The 16266-nt window shown below is 62.5% G+C and carries 19 protein-coding genes; 9 read left to right on the forward strand and 10 right to left on the reverse strand.

The window, feature by feature from the left end; all coding sequences use genetic code 11:
- Nucleotides 1–24: 24 nt before the first annotated feature.
- The 8 genes from AC0ZT5_RS18855 to infC all read right to left on the reverse strand — a co-directional run bounded on the left by AC0ZT5_RS18855 (nucleotide 25) and on the right by infC (nucleotide 7056).
- Nucleotides 25–627: a nucleotidyltransferase family protein gene (locus tag AC0ZT5_RS18855; protein WP_488497648.1), complete on the reverse strand. Its 603-nt coding sequence runs from the start codon at nucleotides 625–627 to the stop codon at nucleotides 25–27.
- Nucleotides 628–666: 39 nt separating this feature from the next.
- The gene (gene pheT / locus AC0ZT5_RS18860; RefSeq protein ID WP_488497649.1) at nucleotides 667–3075 is read right to left on the reverse strand and encodes a phenylalanine--tRNA ligase subunit beta; all 2409 of its coding nucleotides are present in this window, start codon (nucleotides 3073–3075) and stop codon (nucleotides 667–669) included.
- The gene (locus tag AC0ZT5_RS18865; RefSeq protein ID WP_488497650.1) at nucleotides 3072–3494 is read right to left on the reverse strand and encodes a GFA family protein; all 423 of its coding nucleotides are present in this window, start codon (nucleotides 3492–3494) and stop codon (nucleotides 3072–3074) included. Before AC0ZT5_RS18865 ends, pheT begins: the two co-directional genes overlap by 4 nt.
- A complete protein-coding gene (gene pheS / locus AC0ZT5_RS18870) occupies nucleotides 3491–4576 on the reverse strand; it encodes a phenylalanine--tRNA ligase subunit alpha (RefSeq protein WP_488497651.1) in 1086 nt (361 codons plus the stop codon). The genes AC0ZT5_RS18865 and pheS overlap by 4 nt, the downstream gene beginning before the upstream one ends.
- Before the next feature lie 97 nt (nucleotides 4577–4673).
- On the reverse strand, nucleotides 4674–5075 hold the full coding sequence (rplT, locus tag AC0ZT5_RS18875) for a 50S ribosomal protein L20 (protein WP_006201247.1): 402 nt from the start codon (nucleotides 5073–5075) through the stop codon (nucleotides 4674–4676).
- 93 nt (nucleotides 5076–5168) lie between these two features.
- The gene (gene rpmI / locus AC0ZT5_RS18880) at nucleotides 5169–5372 is read right to left on the reverse strand and encodes a 50S ribosomal protein L35 (protein ID WP_006201248.1); all 204 of its coding nucleotides are present in this window, start codon (nucleotides 5370–5372) and stop codon (nucleotides 5169–5171) included.
- A gap of 227 nt (nucleotides 5373–5599) precedes the next feature.
- On the reverse strand, nucleotides 5600–6226 hold the full coding sequence (locus AC0ZT5_RS18885; RefSeq protein WP_488497652.1) for a methyltransferase family protein: 627 nt from the start codon (nucleotides 6224–6226) through the stop codon (nucleotides 5600–5602).
- Nucleotides 6227–6519: 293 nt separating this feature from the next.
- Nucleotides 6520–7056, reverse strand: coding sequence for a translation initiation factor IF-3 (gene infC, locus AC0ZT5_RS18890; RefSeq protein ID WP_010912915.1), 537 nt, complete (start codon nucleotides 7054–7056; stop codon nucleotides 6520–6522).
- A gap of 223 nt (nucleotides 7057–7279) precedes the next feature.
- Here infC and AC0ZT5_RS18895 point away from each other — a divergent pair, with 223 nt between their 5' ends.
- Together AC0ZT5_RS18895 and AC0ZT5_RS18900 are read left to right on the forward strand one after the other, a co-directional pair.
- Nucleotides 7280–8050: an alpha/beta hydrolase gene (locus AC0ZT5_RS18895; protein ID WP_488497653.1), complete on the forward strand. Its 771-nt coding sequence runs from the start codon at nucleotides 7280–7282 to the stop codon at nucleotides 8048–8050.
- Complete coding sequence (locus AC0ZT5_RS18900) at nucleotides 8050–9234, forward strand: benzoate/H(+) symporter BenE family transporter (protein ID WP_488497654.1); 1185 nt, start codon at nucleotides 8050–8052, stop codon at nucleotides 9232–9234. The genes AC0ZT5_RS18895 and AC0ZT5_RS18900 overlap by 1 nt, the downstream gene beginning before the upstream one ends.
- Nucleotides 9235–9386: 152 nt before the next feature.
- Here the strand turns inward: AC0ZT5_RS18900 and AC0ZT5_RS18905 are convergent, their stop codons facing one another.
- Nucleotides 9387–10400, reverse strand: coding sequence for a 1-aminocyclopropane-1-carboxylate deaminase (locus tag AC0ZT5_RS18905; protein ID WP_488497655.1), 1014 nt, complete (start codon nucleotides 10398–10400; stop codon nucleotides 9387–9389).
- Nucleotides 10401–10562: 162 nt separating this feature from the next.
- On the opposite strand from AC0ZT5_RS18905, the gene AC0ZT5_RS18910 reads away from it, so the two are divergent.
- From AC0ZT5_RS18910 to AC0ZT5_RS18925, 4 genes are all read left to right on the forward strand, one after another.
- Nucleotides 10563–11027: an Lrp/AsnC ligand binding domain-containing protein gene (locus AC0ZT5_RS18910; RefSeq protein ID WP_488497656.1), complete on the forward strand. Its 465-nt coding sequence runs from the start codon at nucleotides 10563–10565 to the stop codon at nucleotides 11025–11027.
- A gap of 226 nt (nucleotides 11028–11253) precedes the next feature.
- Nucleotides 11254–11736, forward strand: a complete 483-nt coding sequence (locus AC0ZT5_RS18915) for a DUF2852 domain-containing protein (RefSeq protein ID WP_488497657.1) — start codon at nucleotides 11254–11256, stop codon at nucleotides 11734–11736.
- A 98-nt stretch (nucleotides 11737–11834) separates the two neighbouring features.
- Entirely contained in the window at nucleotides 11835–12593 is a 759-nt protein-coding gene (locus tag AC0ZT5_RS18920; RefSeq protein ID WP_095083165.1) for a M48 family metallopeptidase, read from the forward strand.
- 3 nt (nucleotides 12594–12596) lie between these two features.
- Entirely contained in the window at nucleotides 12597–13061 is a 465-nt protein-coding gene (locus tag AC0ZT5_RS18925) for a hypothetical protein (protein WP_488497658.1), read from the forward strand.
- A gap of 21 nt (nucleotides 13062–13082) precedes the next feature.
- Here the strand turns inward: AC0ZT5_RS18925 and AC0ZT5_RS18930 are convergent, their stop codons facing one another.
- Complete coding sequence (locus AC0ZT5_RS18930) at nucleotides 13083–13301, reverse strand: hypothetical protein (RefSeq protein ID WP_477225100.1); 219 nt, start codon at nucleotides 13299–13301, stop codon at nucleotides 13083–13085.
- A gap of 113 nt (nucleotides 13302–13414) precedes the next feature.
- Between AC0ZT5_RS18930 and AC0ZT5_RS18935 the strand changes: the two genes are divergently transcribed.
- The 3 genes from AC0ZT5_RS18935 (at nucleotide 13415) to trpA (ending at nucleotide 16224) form a co-directional block, all read left to right on the forward strand.
- Nucleotides 13415–14074 carry a phosphoribosylanthranilate isomerase gene (locus AC0ZT5_RS18935; protein WP_488497659.1) on the forward strand — a complete coding sequence of 220 codons (660 nt, stop codon included), beginning with the start codon at nucleotides 13415–13417 and terminating at the stop codon, nucleotides 14072–14074.
- Between the two features lie 87 nt (nucleotides 14075–14161).
- A complete protein-coding gene (gene trpB, locus AC0ZT5_RS18940; RefSeq protein WP_095083173.1) occupies nucleotides 14162–15382 on the forward strand; it encodes a tryptophan synthase subunit beta in 1221 nt (406 codons plus the stop codon).
- Between the two features lie 2 nt (nucleotides 15383–15384).
- Nucleotides 15385–16224 (forward strand): tryptophan synthase subunit alpha, encoded by an 840-nt coding sequence (gene trpA / locus AC0ZT5_RS18945; protein ID WP_488497660.1) that lies wholly within the window; start codon nucleotides 15385–15387, stop codon nucleotides 16222–16224.
- The last annotated feature ends 42 nt before the right edge of the window (nucleotides 16225–16266 follow it).

Below are 16266 nucleotides of genomic sequence, written 5' to 3' on the forward strand. Positions count from 1 at the left end.
GCGATTTCTAATTCTTCTGCATGCCTACCACGGCACGACATCAATCTCCGGCCAGTAGGCCTTCGCCCGCGCGCCCTTGGCCTCATGCGTCTTCTGGTTGTCCATCACCCGGTTCGGCGTGATGCGAAACGAGAAGATGTCGTCGAGGCCAAACGGCGCCACAAGGTCGAGCTGCCCATCCGCGTCGAAGCGAACGCCAACTGCGTGGGTCTTCGAGGCGAAGTGGCGGACCGAGTCGCTGGAACTCGTGTAGCGCGGGCACGGCTGCCCGAACTTCAGGGGATACCAGAGATGAACACGGGCCTGATTGCGAATTTCGACCGGCAGCGGCAGCCCGGCGAAGACCGGAGCGGCAGCAGCGATCACGCCATCCTCCGCCTCATAGGAGAGGTCGCTCTCATCGAAATAGAACAGGTCGACATCCCTGGTGCCATAACCCGATGACTTGCCGGTCAGCTCGTTCCAGACGGTGTTGTAGAGAGCGCCGGAGACCAGCAGCCAGTCGGGCAAGGCAAGACGCCGCGCCCGACCCAGAGCGTCACTCAGCAACGCATCTCTCGACACAATATCGAGAAACGCGGCACGTTGTGCTTCAGACGGGAGCCCGGAATAGCGCAAATGGTCCATCGCCCTTTGGAGGGCGATTCGCTACTGGCCCGCAATCCCTCAAGTCCTGAGCACGCCACCCGTCTGCTTGCCGACATTCTCGATGATGCGTTTGGCCAGGGCCTCAAAGTCCTCGTCGGTCAGCGTCTTCTCGACCGGCTGGATCGACACCTCGATGGCGATCGACTTCTTGCCTTCGCCAAGCGAGGCGCCCTCGAAAATATCGAAGACCGAAACGGCAGTGATCAGCTTCTTGTCGGCGGCGAGGGCGGCGCGGACCAGCGTGCCTGCCTCGATCGTCCTGTCGACGACGAAAGCAAAATCGCGCTTGACCGCCTGGAAGGCGGACAGCTCGAGCTTCGGCTTGGTTTTCGTCGGCTTGGCCTTCGGCTCGGGCACGGCGTCGACGAACACTTCGAAGCCGCAGAGCGGCCCGGAGACATCGAGCCCTTCCAGCGTCTTCGGATGGAACTCGCCGAATGTGCCGAGCACGGTTTTCGGGCCGAGCTTGATGGTGCCGGAACGGCCGGGATGATACCAGGCCGGACCGCCGGCCTCGACCTGCAGGCGGTCGACCGGTGCGCCACAGGCTTCGAGTGCGGCGATCGCATCGGCCTTGGCATCGAACACGCCGACCGCGCCTGCATTGCCGGCCCAATTGCGGCCGGAACCGTCGAGCTTGGCGGTGCCGCGCCGCACGCCGGCGGCCACGCGCCGCTGCTGGTCGGCGCCGTCGCCTTCATAGGTGCCCGACACTTCGAACAGGGCGACGTCGCCAATGCCCCTGTCGGCGTTGCGCTGGGCGGCAGCAATCAGCCCCGGCAGCAGCGACGGCCGCATGTCGGACATGTCGGCGGCGATCGGGTTCGCAAGCTTCAGCGCCGTCTGGCCGCCGCCGAACAGTTCGGCGTGCCTGGCCGGAATGAACGACCAGGTGACGGCCTCCATCATGCCGCGCACGGCGAGCGCGCGCTTGGCCGTGCGGGTACGGACCTGCAGCGCGGTGAGGATTTTTGCATTGACCGCGTCATGCGCACCGAGCGGCTGCGGCACGATGTTGTCGACGCCGTGGATGCGCATCACCTCTTCGACCAGGTCGGCCTTGCCATCGACATCGGGGCGCCAGGACGGCACCGCGACGTTGACAACATCGCCCGAGCCCTGCGGCTCGAAGCCGAGGCGCGACAGGATATCGAGGCTTTCCGCCCTTGGCACCTCGATGCCGGTCAGCCGCTTCACTTCCGACAGCGGGAAGGAAACGATCTTGGGTTGGTAGCCGGCATAGCCGGTCACTTCGATCTCGGTCGGCGTGCCGCCGCAGAAATCGAGCACCAGCCTGGTCGCCAGCACGACGCCGGGCACCATGAATTCAGGGTCGACGCCGCGCTCGAAGCGGTAGCGCGCGTCGGTGATGATGCCGAGCGTGCGGCCGGTGCGGGCGGTGGTGATCGGATCCCAAAGGGCCGATTCGATGAGCACGTCTGATGTGTTCTCGTCGCAACCCGAATGCTCGCCGCCCATGATGCCGGCGATCGACTCGACGCCGTCCTCGTCTGCGATGACGCACATCTCCGGGGTCAGCGTGTACTCGCGGCCGTCGAGCGCCTGTACCTTTTCGCCATCGCGCGCTCGCCGCACGGTCAGATTGCCGGCAACCTTCCTGGCGTCGAACACATGCAGCGGCCGGCCGCGATCGAAGGTGACATAGTTGGTGATGTCGACCAGCGCGCTGATCGGCCTCAGCCCGATGGCGATCAACCGCTGCTGCAGCCATTTCGGCGATGGGCCGTTCTTGACGCCGCGCACCAGCCGCAGCGCAAAACCGGGGCAGAGTTCAGGCGCTTCGATTGTCACCTTGACCGGCGTCTCGCCCTTGCCCGGGATCGCTTCGATCGCAGTGCTCTTCAACGTACCAAGCCCGCTCGCCGCCAGATCCCGGGCGATGCCGTAGACGCTGGTCGCGTCCGGCCGGTTCGGCGTCAGGTTGATCTCGATGACCGGATCGTCGAGATGCGCATAGGCGGCAAAGCTGGTGCCGACAGGCGCATCCTCGGGCAGATCGATGATGCCGTTGTGCTCGTCGGAAAGCTGCAGCTCGCGCTCCGAACACATCATGCCATGGCTTTCCACGCCCCTGATCTTGCCGACCGTCAGCGTCACGTCGATGCCGGGCACATAGGCGCCGGGCGCGGCAAAGGCGCCGATCAGGCCCGCGCGGGCGTTCGGCGCGCCGCAGACGACCTGCACGGGCGGCTTGCCGTCGCCGGTATCGACGGTGAGCACGCGCAGCCGGTCGGCATCGGGATGCTGCACCGCCGTCAGTACCTTGGCGATGACGAACGGTTTCAGGCTCGACTTGTCGTCGACATGCTCGACTTCGAGGCCGATCGAGGTCAGCCGCTCGACGATCTCGTCGAGGGTGGCGTCGGTCTCTAGGTGGTCCTTGAGCCAGGAGAGGGTGAATTTCATGGGACTGTTCCGTCTGGTCTTTTGACGCTTGTTTTCAGATGTCTCGGCAGATCGTCTGATATATGCAGGAAGGGAAGCTGCTCGCTGACATAGGCATGCAGCGTCGGCGGGAAATCGGCCGGCGTGTCCATGGCGCCGAGCGTGAAATAGATGACGTCCTCCAGCCGCTCGTCGACATAGGCGATCGGCGAACCGCAGACGCCGCAGAAAGAGCGCGTCACCGGCCCGTTCTCGTACATCTTCAGCGCCTTGCCGGTGAACGCCACCTGATCGACCGGGAAGCCGACAAAGGCCGATACCGGCGCGCCGCTCGCCCGCCGGCAATCGCCACAATGGCAATAGCTGACGTGGTGCGGTTCGGCCAAGGCCTCGAACCGCACGGCGCCGCAGCGGCAGCCGCCCGTGTGGGCGACTGTCATGCGCTCAAGCCTCCGAACAGCGTCGGCATGTCGAGCGGCCGGAACCCGTAATGCGACAGCCAGCGCACGTCGGCATCGAAGAAGGCGCGCAGGTCCGGCATGCCGTATTTCAGCATGGCGATGCGGTCGATGCCCATGCCCCAGGCAAAACCCTGGTATTCGTCCGGATCGAGCCCGCCATGGCGCAGCACATTGGGGTGCACCATGCCGCAGCCAAGGATCTCCATCCAGTCGGAGCCTTCGCCGAAGCGCACCTCGCCGGGCCGCGAACGGTCGCACTGGATATCGACCTCGAGGCTGGGTTCGGTGAACGGGAAGAAGGACGGCCGGAAGCGCATCTTGACTGAGGGCACCTCGAAGAAGGCTTTGCAGAATTCTTCCAGCACCCACTTCATGTTGGCGACATTGGCCGTCTTGTCGATCACCAGCCCCTCGACCTGATGGAACATCGGCGAGTGGGTGGCGTCCGAATCCTGCCGGTAGGTCTTGCCCGGAATGACGATACGGATCGGCGGCTTCTTCGTCTCCATGGTGCGGATCTGCACCGGCGAGGTGTGGGTGCGCAAAAGTTTGCGCTCGCCCTTCTCGTCCGGCTGGAAGAAGAAGGTGTCGTGCATCTCGCGCGCCGGATGACCTTCCGGGAAATTCAGCGCGGTGAAATTGTAATGGTCGGTCTCGATGTCTGGGCCTTCGGCGATCGAAAAGCCGAGGTCGCCGAAGATCGCTGCGATCTCGTCGATGACCTGGCTGATCGGGTGGATGCGGCCGCGCTCGGCCGGCGACTGCCGCACCGGCAGCGTCACGTCGACCTTTTCGGCGGCCAGGCGGGCGGTGATCGCCACATCCTTCAGCTCGGCCCGACGCAGCGAGAGCGCATCGGTGACGCGGTTCTTGAGGCCGTTGATGGCCGGACCCTTCAGTTGGCGCTCCTCGGCGCTCATCGCGCCAAGCGTCTTCAGCATCTCGGAAACCGAGCCCTTCTTGCCTAGCGCCGAAACGCGCACCGCCTCGATCGAGGCCTCGTCAGCGGCCGATGCGATGTCAGCCATCAGGGAATTTTCGAGAGTTTCCATGTCACTCATGTTCCAGACCCGATAAAAGGCATAAGAAAAACCCGCGCCAGCCGTGCCAGCGCGGGTTCCCCAAAATCAGAATTGCGAATGCTTGGGAAGCGCTGGCTTAGGCGACAGCGCTTTCAAAAGCGTTCGGCGTGGTGTTCTTCAGATATTCGAGCGCAACCTTGGCCTTGGCCACGAGTGCGGCGAAAGCCTGCGGCTCATGGATGGCCATGTCCGACAGGATCTTGCGATCGATCTCGATGCCGGCCTTGTTGAGGCCGTCGATGAAGCGGCCATAGGTCAGGCCGTGCTCGTGCGTCGCGGCGTTGATGCGCTGGATCCACAGGGCGCGGAACGAGCGCTTGCGGTTCTTGCGGTCGCGGTAAGCGTACTGCAGCGACTTTTCCACCGCCTGCTTGGCGATGCGGATGGTGTTCTTGCGGCGGCCGTAGAAGCCTTTGGCGGCTTTCAGGACCTTCTTGTGCTTGGCGTGCGAGGTGACGCCTCTCTTTACGCGTGCCATGTCATGATCTCCTTAAAAGCAATTCCAGGAAAAGTGCCTAGCGGTTTTCCGTTCGGAATTGCGTAAAACAAATGCGTGTCCGGACCGAATGCCTTAGAGGCCGTTCGGCAGAAAATTCTTGATGACCTTCTTGCCATCCGGTTCAGCCAGAACCATCGTGCCGCGGGCATTTCGAATGAACTTGTTGGAACGCTTGATCATGCCGTGACGCTTGCCGGCCGCAGCCGACAGGACTTTACCCGTACCTGTGATCTTGAACCGCTTTTTGGCGGCGGACTTGGTCTTCATCTTGGGCATTTTGCTACTCCGTTTCTATGAGGTCGCTATTCGTGCCTCTGGCACGCAGCACCTCTTGTTTTGTTCGCTTCAGGCCGACCAAAGCCCGAAAAGCAAATGAAACCGCCACGGCATGCCCTGCCGGGCGGTTTTTTGGAACGCGGTCCTATACGTCAAAGCAGGCGGCTGTGCAACACCCACTGCGCCGCTCGTTGCAGGAACGTCGGGACGCGACGCGCAGCCCTCGATCAGGGAAGCGTGAACCAGACCGGCAGCATTCCCGACTGCTGGGCGCCGTCGATCAGTTCGAAGGCCGGCAGCGCCATCAGGAACACCAGGCCGTCGAGCAGCGTGGTCAACAGCAGGCGCGGCTTGAAGCTGCCCGTATCGCCCTCCTGGTAAAGGGAAAGGTTCGGAAAGAAGCGCGGCACCCGCGCCAGATAGGCCTGATAGGGTGCGCCGAGCGCTTCCTTGAGGAATTTCTCTTCGCGCAGGATGACGATGTGGAAGGCGCCCGCACACAAAACAGCGAAAAGAATGATGCTGGAGAACGAGCCGATCTGCGCGCCGACGCCGGCCGCGGCCAGGGTCGAGAACACATAGAGCGGATTGCGGGTGATCGAGTAGGGCCCGCCCGTCACAACTTCGGAAGATTTGCGCCCGCCTATGTAGAGCGTCGACCACAGGCGACCGACGATGCCTAGAAAAATCAGCAGCACGCCGAACATCTCGATCGTCTCATGCATGGCCGTATCGGGCGGGAAGGTCGATTGGCCAAACAGCAGTGCGGCGAACAGCACGACCACGAGAACGGCCAGCACTATCCTGCGCGTTTGCTGGTAGTTACCCAGCCCGTATTTGAGTTCTTTGTCCAAGGGAGGAATCCGATCGTCGTGAAGCCTAATGCATTCGCCCAAAAGTGGCCCCGGTGGGAGGACGACATGCATGAAAACAGAGCCGGCGATCGCAGCTGTGGCCAAGAAGCAGGCGTCCCGCCGATCGCCGGGACGCCCTGTACTACAATTCAGGCGGATTTAGAGCGCGATGACCAGGCCTGACGTCATCGTGATCTCGGTGTGTTGACGTTCAGGTGATGCCGGCCTGCAAACGGCAGCTTCCTGTGCACCCCACCATTTTCGGCTCGGCCTGACCTCAATCTCACTGCACCCTAGCGCGGCGCCAGCACCATCATCATCTGGCGGCCTTCGAGCTTCGGTTCCGCTTCGACCTTGGCAATGGTCGCCACTTCCTCGCGAACCTTGTTCAAAAGCTGCATGCCGAGTTCCATATGCGCCATCTCGCGGCCACGGAAACGCAAAGTCAGCTTGACCTTGTCGCCTTCCTCGAAGAAGCGGCGAACCGCCTTCATCTTGGTCTCGTAGTCATGGCTGTCGATGTTGGGGCGCATCTTGATCTCCTTGATCTCGATGACCTTCTGGTTCTTGCGCGCCTCGGCCGCCTTCTTCTGGTTGGCGTATTTCAACTTGCCGAGATCGAGGATTTTTACGACGGGGGGCACCGCATTGGGCGATATCTCGACGAGATCGAGCCCAGCCTCTTCGGCGAGCAGCAATGCGTCGTTGATTGAAACATCGCCGCGGTTCTGGCCTTCGGCGTCGATAAGCTGGACCCGGGGAACCCGAATGTCACGGTTGGAGCGCGGGCCATCCTTGGTCGGCGCCGCTGCTTTGAAAGGTCTGCGAATGGTCGTGGTCTCCTTGGCCGTTTCGTTCAGGGTTTGCGGATATTGATGCGTGGACGCGCCAATGTGGTAAGCGCGCGGGCGAAGTCAATAGCACAGCATTGACAGGAAATCACCCTGATCACTGCCCTGAACCAAACAAAGAAACATCGCGAGCACTTTTCGCCACGCCACTGGCTGTGCCACAAGACGCCGTGCGCCAAAAGACGGGCGTGAGGAAGAAACCATGACCGACACGCCTCCTGTCTTTCTGGATGTCGACGGATCGAGCATCGCGGTGCGCCATACGACAGGTGCCGGGCCCGGTATCGTCTGGCTCGGCGGCTACAAGTCCGACATGCTGGGCACGAAGGCGCAGACGCTGTCGGACTGGACGGCAAGAGAAGGCCGCGCCTTCCTGCGCCACGACTATTCCGGTCATGGCGAATCCGGTGGCGCTTTTGCGGACGGCACCATTTCGAAATGGCTTTCGCAGAGCCTCGCCGTGTTCCGGCATTTCACCCAGGGCAAGCAGATCCTGGTCGGCTCCTCGATGGGCGCCTGGATTGCGCTGCGCATGGTGCAGGAATTGCGCAAGGCGGGCGACAGCAATGTCGCCGGCCTGGTGCTGCTGGCGCCGGCGCCGGACTTCACCGCTGAGCTGGTCGAGCCGGCGCTGACCAAGGCGCAGAAACGCGCGCTCGCCGAAAAAGGCTTCTTCGAGGAGCCGTCCAACTATTCCGCCGAGCCTTACATCTACACAAGCGCGCTGATCGAGGATGGACGCAACAACCTGGTGATGACAGGCCCGATCGACACGCATTGCCCGGTGCACATATTGCAGGGGCTGGCCGATGCGGACGTGCCGGCAAGCCACGCGCTGAAGCTGGTCAGCCGGCTGCCGGCCGACGACGTGACCCTGTCGCTGATCCCCGAGGGCGACCACCGCCTGTCGCGTCCCCAGGATCTCGACATGTTGGTGCGGGCCGTCGACGCCATGGCGCAGAGGGGAAACTGATGCGCATCTCCGTTCCGATATCCGCTTTTGTCGCTGCAATCGTCGGCTTCGGCGGCACGCTGGCCATCGTCATCGCCGCCGCCAAGGCGGTCGGCGCGACGCAGATCGAGACCGCGAGCTGGGTGACGGCGATCTGCCTGGCGATGGCAATCGAATGCCTGTGGCTGTCCTGGCGCACGAAGATGCCGGTCATCACCGCCTGGTCGACACCGGGCCTGGCGCTGATCGCCGCGTCGAGCAGCTTCTCGATGGGCGAAGCGGTCGGCGCCTTCATCGTCACCGGCATCCTCTTGATCGCCACCGGCCTGTTTGGACCGCTGACGCGGCTGATCGCCAGGATCCCGCCGTCGGTGGCATCGGGCATGCTGGCCGGCATCCTCGTCAGCTTCGCCATCAACGCGGTCAAGGCCATCCCCGCCGATCCCTGGCTGATTCTGCCGTTGATCGCCGCCTTCTTCGTCATTCGCCTGTTCAATCCGTCGGTGTCGGTGCTGGTGGTGCTGGTCGGCGGCGGCCTCGCCGCTTTCCTGACCGGCCGCGTCGGTGGCTTGCCGACGCCGGAACTGTCGACGCTGACGCTGATCGCACCACAGTTCAGTGCCGCGGCGATCATCGGCCTGGCGCTGCCGCTCTATCTTGTCACCATGGCTTCCCAAAACCTGTCCGGCCTCGCCGTGCTGCGCGCCGCCGGCTATCACCCCGAGCCCGGTCCGCTGATTGGCGTCACCGGCCTGTTTTCGCTACTGTCGGCACCGTTTGGCGGATCGACCACCAATTTGGCGGCGATTTCGGCGGCCATCTGCACCGGGCCGGACGTCCACCCCGACCCCGCCGAGCGCTGGAAGACCGGCCCGTTCTATGCGTTCGCTTATCTTGTCTTTGCCATCTTCGGTGCTTCGCTGGTGGCGATCTTCGCCGTCCTGCCGCAGAGCCTGATCGTACTGGTGGCGGGTCTCGCGCTGATGGCGCCGCTTGCCAACGCCTTGTCGATCGCGCTCAAGGACGAAGGTCACCGTATGGCCGCCACCGTCACCTTTGCCGTTACCGCTTCGGGTTTGACGCTGTTCGGCGTCGGTGCGGCATTCTGGGGCCTGGTCGCCGGGGTGATCGTGCTTTTCCTCGAAGAACTCAAAATGCGGCAATCGTTTCAGCCGCTTGTCCGGATTTGGCGGACATTGTCCTGAATCGCCATTTCCACGCAGTTGGAACTGGCTGTCCCTGGACGCCGGCGACCGCACCAAGGATCAGGACGAGTTCGACCGCTTTGTGGCCCACCGCAATATGCTGCGGCGGACGGGATAGTCGTCAGAGGTCAGCTGCTACGCCCTGCGGGCATTCAGCCATTGCGAAACGTATAAGCATAGCCGTTGATGGCTGGAGCGCCGCCAAGGTGGGCGTAAAGCACCTTCGACCCTTCTGGGAAATAGCCCTTCCTAACGAGGTCGATCATGCCCTGCATGGATTTTCCCTCGTAGACAGGATCGGTGATCATGCCTTCAAGGCGCGCGCAGAGACGGATCGCTTCCTTCGTCTCCTGCGAGGGCACGCCGTAGACCGGGTAGGCATAATCCTCGATGAGGATCACATCGTCTTCACTGAGTTCCTTGCCGAGTTCGACCAGCGTCGCCGTGGTCCGCACGATGTCCAGCACTTGCGCCTTGGTCTGCGTCGGGGTGCCCGATGCGTCGATGCCGATCACCTTGCGCTCGCGACCATCCTTGGCGAAGCCGACCACCATGCCGGCATGGGTCGAGCCGGTGACGGTACAGACGACGATGTAGTCGAAGGCAAGGCCGAGTTCCTTCTCCTGCGCGCGCACCTCTTCGGCGAAGCCGACGTAGCCCAGGCCGCCATATTTATGCACCGAAGCCCCGGCCGGAATTGGATAAGGTTTGCCACCCTTGGCTTTCACATCGGCGATCGCCTGTTCCCAGCTTTCCCTGATTCCGATGTCGAAACCCTCATCGACCATCTGGACATCGGCGCCCATGATCCGGCTCAAAAGGATGTTGCCGACGCGATCATAGACGGCGTCCTCGTGGGGCACCCAGCTTTCCTGCACGAGGCGGCATTTCATGCCGATCTTCGCTGCGACGGCTGCCACCATGCGCGTATGGTTGGACTGTACGCCGCCGATCGAAACCAGCGTGTCGGCGTTTGAGGCGATCGCGTCCGGGATGATGTATTCGAGCTTGCGCAGCTTGTTGCCGCCGAAGGCGAGGCCGGAATTGCAATCTTCCCGCTTGGCGTAGAGATCGACCTTGCCGCCGAGATGAGCGCTGAGCCGATCCAGTTTCTCGATATGGGTCGGTCCAAATGTGAGCGGATACCGTTCGAACTTCTCCAACATGAGAGATCCTCCTCCGATTGTGATTTTGATGCTGGAAACACTATCAGTTTTCTCCTGAAAGGTGCTCTCTAAGAGCGAGTGGAAAATGCCGGAAATCCAACTTTCCGGCGCCAAAATGCTATATTGCTTCGATGACTTGCCCCAATAACGGAAGAATCTTCCATGAAAGCATCACTCGACCGGATCGACCTCAAAAAGCTGCGCCTGCTCCAGGACAATGGGCGGCTGACCAATGCGGAGCTGGCGCTGTCGGTTGCTGTCAGCCCGGCGACGTGCCACCGCCGCACGCAACGCTTGTTCGATGAAGGCTACATCAGCCATGTCAGGGCAGTGGTGACACCGCAGAAGGTCGACAGAGGCGCGCTGGTGATGGTTGGCGTCGTCCTCGACCGCTCGACCCCGGAAAGTTTCGCGGAATTCGAGAAGGCAGTCGCGAAACTGAAGTTCATTCTTGATTGCCATCTGGTGGCAGGCGACTTCGACTATTTTCTGAAGATCAGGGTCGGCGACATGGCGGACTTCAACCGGATCCACGGGGATCAGTTGATCGCATTGCCCGGCGTTCGCCAGACGAGGACGTTCTTCGTCATGAAGGAGGTCGTCGACAACGCGCCACTGGATTTTTGAAAGGAATAGGTTCCCCGCCGATGCATCAAACCATGGCACCGCCGGCGGCATTGCCACTGTTCCTCATTCCTGGTCGTGCTTTTCTTCGATACGCTCAAAAAGCGATAATCATTTCAGGCGCTTGTCCGGTTTTGGCCGATATTGTCTTGAATCGCCGTTTTCTCCTTCCCATTTCGATTCCACGCAGCCGGATCTTGGCTGTCTCCAACCGAAGGAATGGGAGAAAATGAACACATCTGCATTGATCCGTCCGGCCTGGACGCCGGCAACCATCGCGTTGATGGTGATCGGTTTCATGGTGTTCTGGCCACTCGGCTTCGCCATGCTTGCCTACATCATCTGGGGCGACCGCCTCGATGGTTTCAAGCGTGACGTCAACCGCGCCACCGACGGCATCTTCGCCGGCTGCCGCCGCGGTTCCGACAAGGCGGCGCGCTGGGGTCACGGCTCCGCCCGCACCGGCAACGTCGCTTTCGACGACTGGCGCGAAAAGGAACTGGAGCGCCTTGCCGAGGAACGCCGCAAGCTCGACGAGATGCTGACCGAGTTCGACGACTATGCCCGCGAATTGCGCCGTGCCAAGGACCAGGACGAGTTCGACCGCTTCATGGCCAAGCGCAACAAGTCGACGGCTCCGACGAAGACCGACCCGAGCACCGGGACGACCACCCCCAAGCGTGGCAAGGGCTCGAACCTGCTTGACGACTGAGGCCCGGCGACAGGCCAAGGTATGATGACGGCGTCGCGCGAGCGGCGCCGTTTCTTTTTTGTTCTATTCGTTTTTCTCGAATCGCGTATCGTCCCGCCATGACCCTCGGATTCTTCCGCAATCTGACAAAGCCCAAGGCCACGCCCGTCGTGGAGCGCGAATATTGCGTCGCCGGCCGTACCTTGCCGCTCAAGATCGTCGAGAACGACCGCGCAAGGCGGCTGACGCTGCGCATCGATTCGGGCGGTAAGGGCCTGCGCATCACGGTGCCGCCAGGCCTGCGCCGCGGCGAGGTGGAGAAGTTCCTCGACCGTCACCAGGACTGGTTGGAGCAGCGGCTGGCCAAGGTACCGGCCCGGCCGCAGGTGCGGCCGGGCATCAAGATCCCCGTACGCGGCGTGCCGCACCGCATCGTCCATGAGCCTTCGAAGCGCGGCACGGTGACCATATCCAGCGACGAGCGCGGTCCGTTGTTGATCGTGCATGGCGACCGCGTGCACCTGCCGCGCCGCATCGCCGATTTCCTCAAGCGCGAGGCCAAGCGCGAGATCGAGAAGCTGGTGGGCAAACACACGCTGGCGCTGGGCAAGCGCGCCAAGGCGATCCGCTTCAAGGACACGTCGAGCCGCTGGGGCTCCTGCACCTCCGACGGCAATCTGTCGTTTTCCTGGCGCATCATGATGGCGCCGTCGCCTGTCATAAACTACCTCGTCGCGCATGAAGTGGCGCATCTCAAGGAGATGAACCACGGCCCGAAATTCTGGAAACTGTGCGAACAGCTTTGCCCGGACACAGAGCGCTGCAAGGCATGGCTGAAGCGCAATGGCGGCGCGCTGCAAGCGATTGCGTTCGAGTAGGGCATGGCCGTTAAGATCGACTATCGGGTGGCTGACGCAGGCTGGGCCGACTGCGATGTAGCTATCGACGGCAGCGCGGCCAGCGTTGAAGCATCCTATTTGGGCGATGCCTTGCTCGAGTTGATCGAGGCTACACGCGCTATCGTCGACGGTGCGAACTATTCAGTTGCTCACTTCTACGACGAGCCGGGAGAATGCCGCTTTGTCCTTGAGCCACAAGGCGACACGATCAGGGTTCGCATACTGGAGTTTGGGGAAACCTGGTCAGAAGAGCCGGATGAAGCAGGCACTGTAAGACTTGAGGCGGTATGTCCATTGCAGGAGTTCGCTGAGGCGGTTTTGGCAGCAGCGAGTCAGGTTCTCAATACCGATGGGCTGGAAGGGTACAAGGAAAAATGGCGCCACGACTTTCCATCAGAAGCTGTGTATGGGTTGCGCCGCGCACTGCAAGGAGAGACCCTTCACTGACATCTGACCTCGGCATTGCGCTCAATCGTCATTCGCCGCGTTGAGCTCCTCCGGTCGCAGTCCCTCATCGCCATGATGCGGCCACGGCAGGAAGTTGCCGTCGAATTGATCCCCGCCGAAATAATCCAGCGCGCGATGGGCTTCGGCGCCGTTGAAGGCCGCCTTGTCCATCAGATGGGCGATGACCTCGCGCGCCTGCGCGATCTTCTGCCTGAGTTCGGCAACGGTTCTGTCAGCCATGGTCTTGCTCCCGCCTTGTGTCCCTGTCCTTCAATAGGTAGCGCCTTTGGCCTTGCCGGCAAACAGCATGCTTTTTCTCGACTCTTGGCGCTTTTCATGCCAATCCCCGCGCCATGGCGCTCGACATCAAGATTTGCGGCTTGAAGACCGACGTGGCAATGGCCGCGGCGCTGGCCGGCGGCGCCAGCCACGTCGGGTTTATCTTCTTCGCCAAAAGCCCGCGCTATGTCGAGCCGGCCGAGGCTGGCCGTTTGCGCGAGGCGGCGCGCGGCAAGGCAAAAGCGGTGGCCGTCACCGTTGATGCCAGCGACGCCTTCCTGGATGAGATCGTGGCAACGATGCAGCCCGACATGCTGCAGCTGCACGGCTCGGAAACGCCGGAGCGTGTGGCCGAGGTGAAAGCCCGTTACGGCTTGCCGGTGATGAAGGCGCTGTCGGTCAGCGAGGCCACCGACCTCGAGCGCATAAAGCCGTTTATCGGCGTTGCCGACCACTTCTTGTTCGACGCCAAGCCACCCAAGGGCTCCGAGCTGCCGGGCGGCAACGGTGTGGCCTACGACTGGCGCATCCTCACCGGCCTTGACGCCGGCGTCGATTACATGCTTTCCGGTGGGCTCAACGCCGCCAATGTCGGCGATGCCCTTCGGCTTGCCAACCCGCCCGGAATAGACATTTCCTCAGGCGTGGAAAGCGCGCCGGGCGTCAAGGATCCGGCGCTGATCGAACAGTTTTTCCGGGCCGTCAGGGCAGCGCGCGACAACCGCGCCGCCTGACCGGCTCAAACCAGAGCATGTCCCGGAAAAGTGGGAACCGGTTTTCCGGCAAGGACATGCCCCCACATCGAGACCAGGAGATCGGCGATGGACAAGCCGGCGACGCCCAATTCCTTCCGCACCGGACCCGACGAACAGGGTATGTTCGGCATTTTTGGCGGTCGTTTCGTTGCCGAAACACTGATGCCGCTGATCCTCGACCTCGAGCGGCACTGGAACGAGGTCAAGAACGATCCGGATTTCAAGGCTGAACTCACCGACCTTTCGACCCACTATGCCGGGCGGCCGTCGAAGCTCTATTTCGCGGAAGGGCTGACCAGGCATCTCGGTGGTGCAAAAGTCTATTTCAAGCGCGAGGACCTGAACCACACCGGCTCGCACAAGATCAACAACTGCCTCGGCCAGATCCTGCTGGCCAAGCGCATGGGCAAGAAGCGCATCATCGCCGAGACGGGCGCCGGCCAGCATGGCGTGGCGTCTGCCACCGTCGCGGCCCGCTTCGGCTTTCCCTGCGTCGTCTATATGGGCGCGACCGACGTCGCCCGCCAAAGCCCGAACGTCTTCCGCATGAAGCTGCTCGGCGCCGAAGTGCGGCCGGTGACCGCCGGCCACGGCACGCTGAAGGACGCCATGAACGAGGCGTTGCGTGACTGGGTGACCAATGTCGAGGACACCTATTACCTGATCGGCACCGCCGCCGGGCCGCATCCCTATCCGGAGTTGGTGCGCGACTTCCAGTCGGTGATCGGCACCGAGGCGCGCGCGCAGATCCTCGAACAGGAAGGCCGGCTGCCGGACACCATCATCGCCTGTGTCGGCGGCGGCTCCAATGCCATCGGCCTGTTCCATCCCTTCCTCGACGACAAGGATGTTCGCATCATCGGCATCGAGGCCGGCGGCCGTGGTCTCGACGGCATCGAGCACTGCGCCTCGATGAGCGCCGGCGCGCCTGGCGTGCTGCACGGCAACCGCACCTATCTCCTACAGAATTCCGACGGCCAGATCATGGACGGCCATTCGATCTCTGCCGGTCTCGATTATCCCGGCGTCGGCCCGGAGCATTCCTGGCTGCGCGATTCCGGCCGCGTCGAATATGTGCCGATCCTCGACGACGAGGCGCTGGAGGCCTTCAAGCTGACGACACGTGTCGAGGGCATCATCCCGGCTCTGGAATCGGCGCACGCCATTGCGCACGCGGTGAAGATCGTGCCGGCCATGGACAAGGACCAGATCGTCATCGTCAACCTGTCCGGCCGTGGCGACAAGGACGTGCACACGGTTGCCAGCATGCTGGGCATGGAGATCTGATCATGACCACCCGCATCGACCGCCGCATGGCCAAGCTGAAGACCGAAGGCCGCCCGGCCCTCGTCACCTATTTCATGGGCGGCGACCCCGACTATGACACGTCGCTGTCAATCATGAAGGCGCTGCCTGGAGCAGGCGCCGACATCGTTGAACTCGGCATGCCATTCTCCGATCCGATGGCCGACGGCCCGGCGATCCAGGCGGCGGGCCTGAGGGCGCTGAAAGGCGGCCAGACGCTGGTCAAGACGCTAAAGATGGCCTCGGAATTCCGCACCGGCGACAATGAGACGCCGATCGTGCTGATGGGCTATTACAATCCGATCTACATCTATGGCGTCGACCGCTTCCTCAAGGACGCGATCGCCAGCGGCATCGATGGGCTGATCGTCGTCGACCTGCCGCCGGAAATGGACGAGGAATTGTGCATTCCGGCGCTCAAGGCCGGCATCAACTTCATCCGGCTGGCAACGCCGACCACCGACGACAAACGCCTGCCCAAGGTGCTGCAGAACACGTCGGGCTTTGTCTACTATGTGTCGATGACCGGCATCACCGGTTCGGCGCTGGCCGACACAGGCAAGGTGGCGGCGGCGGTGAAACGCATCAAGGGTCATACCGACCTGCCGGTCTGCGTCGGCTTCGGCGTCAAGACCGCCGAGCAGGCCCGCGTGATCGGCGCCAATGCCGATGGCGTCGTCGTCGGCACCGCGATCGTCAATGCGGTGGCCAATGTGCTGGGACCGAAGGGCGAAAAGACCGCCGACCCGGCCGAAGCCGTCGCCACACTGGTCAGCGGCCTTGCGCAAGGCGTGCGCTCGGCCCGCCTTGCTGCCGCCGAATAGTTTTCCTACCTCAGGTTTTGTGCATGCCGTTATCCCAAAACC

Source organism: Mesorhizobium sp. CNPSo 4670, from assembly GCF_057784235.1.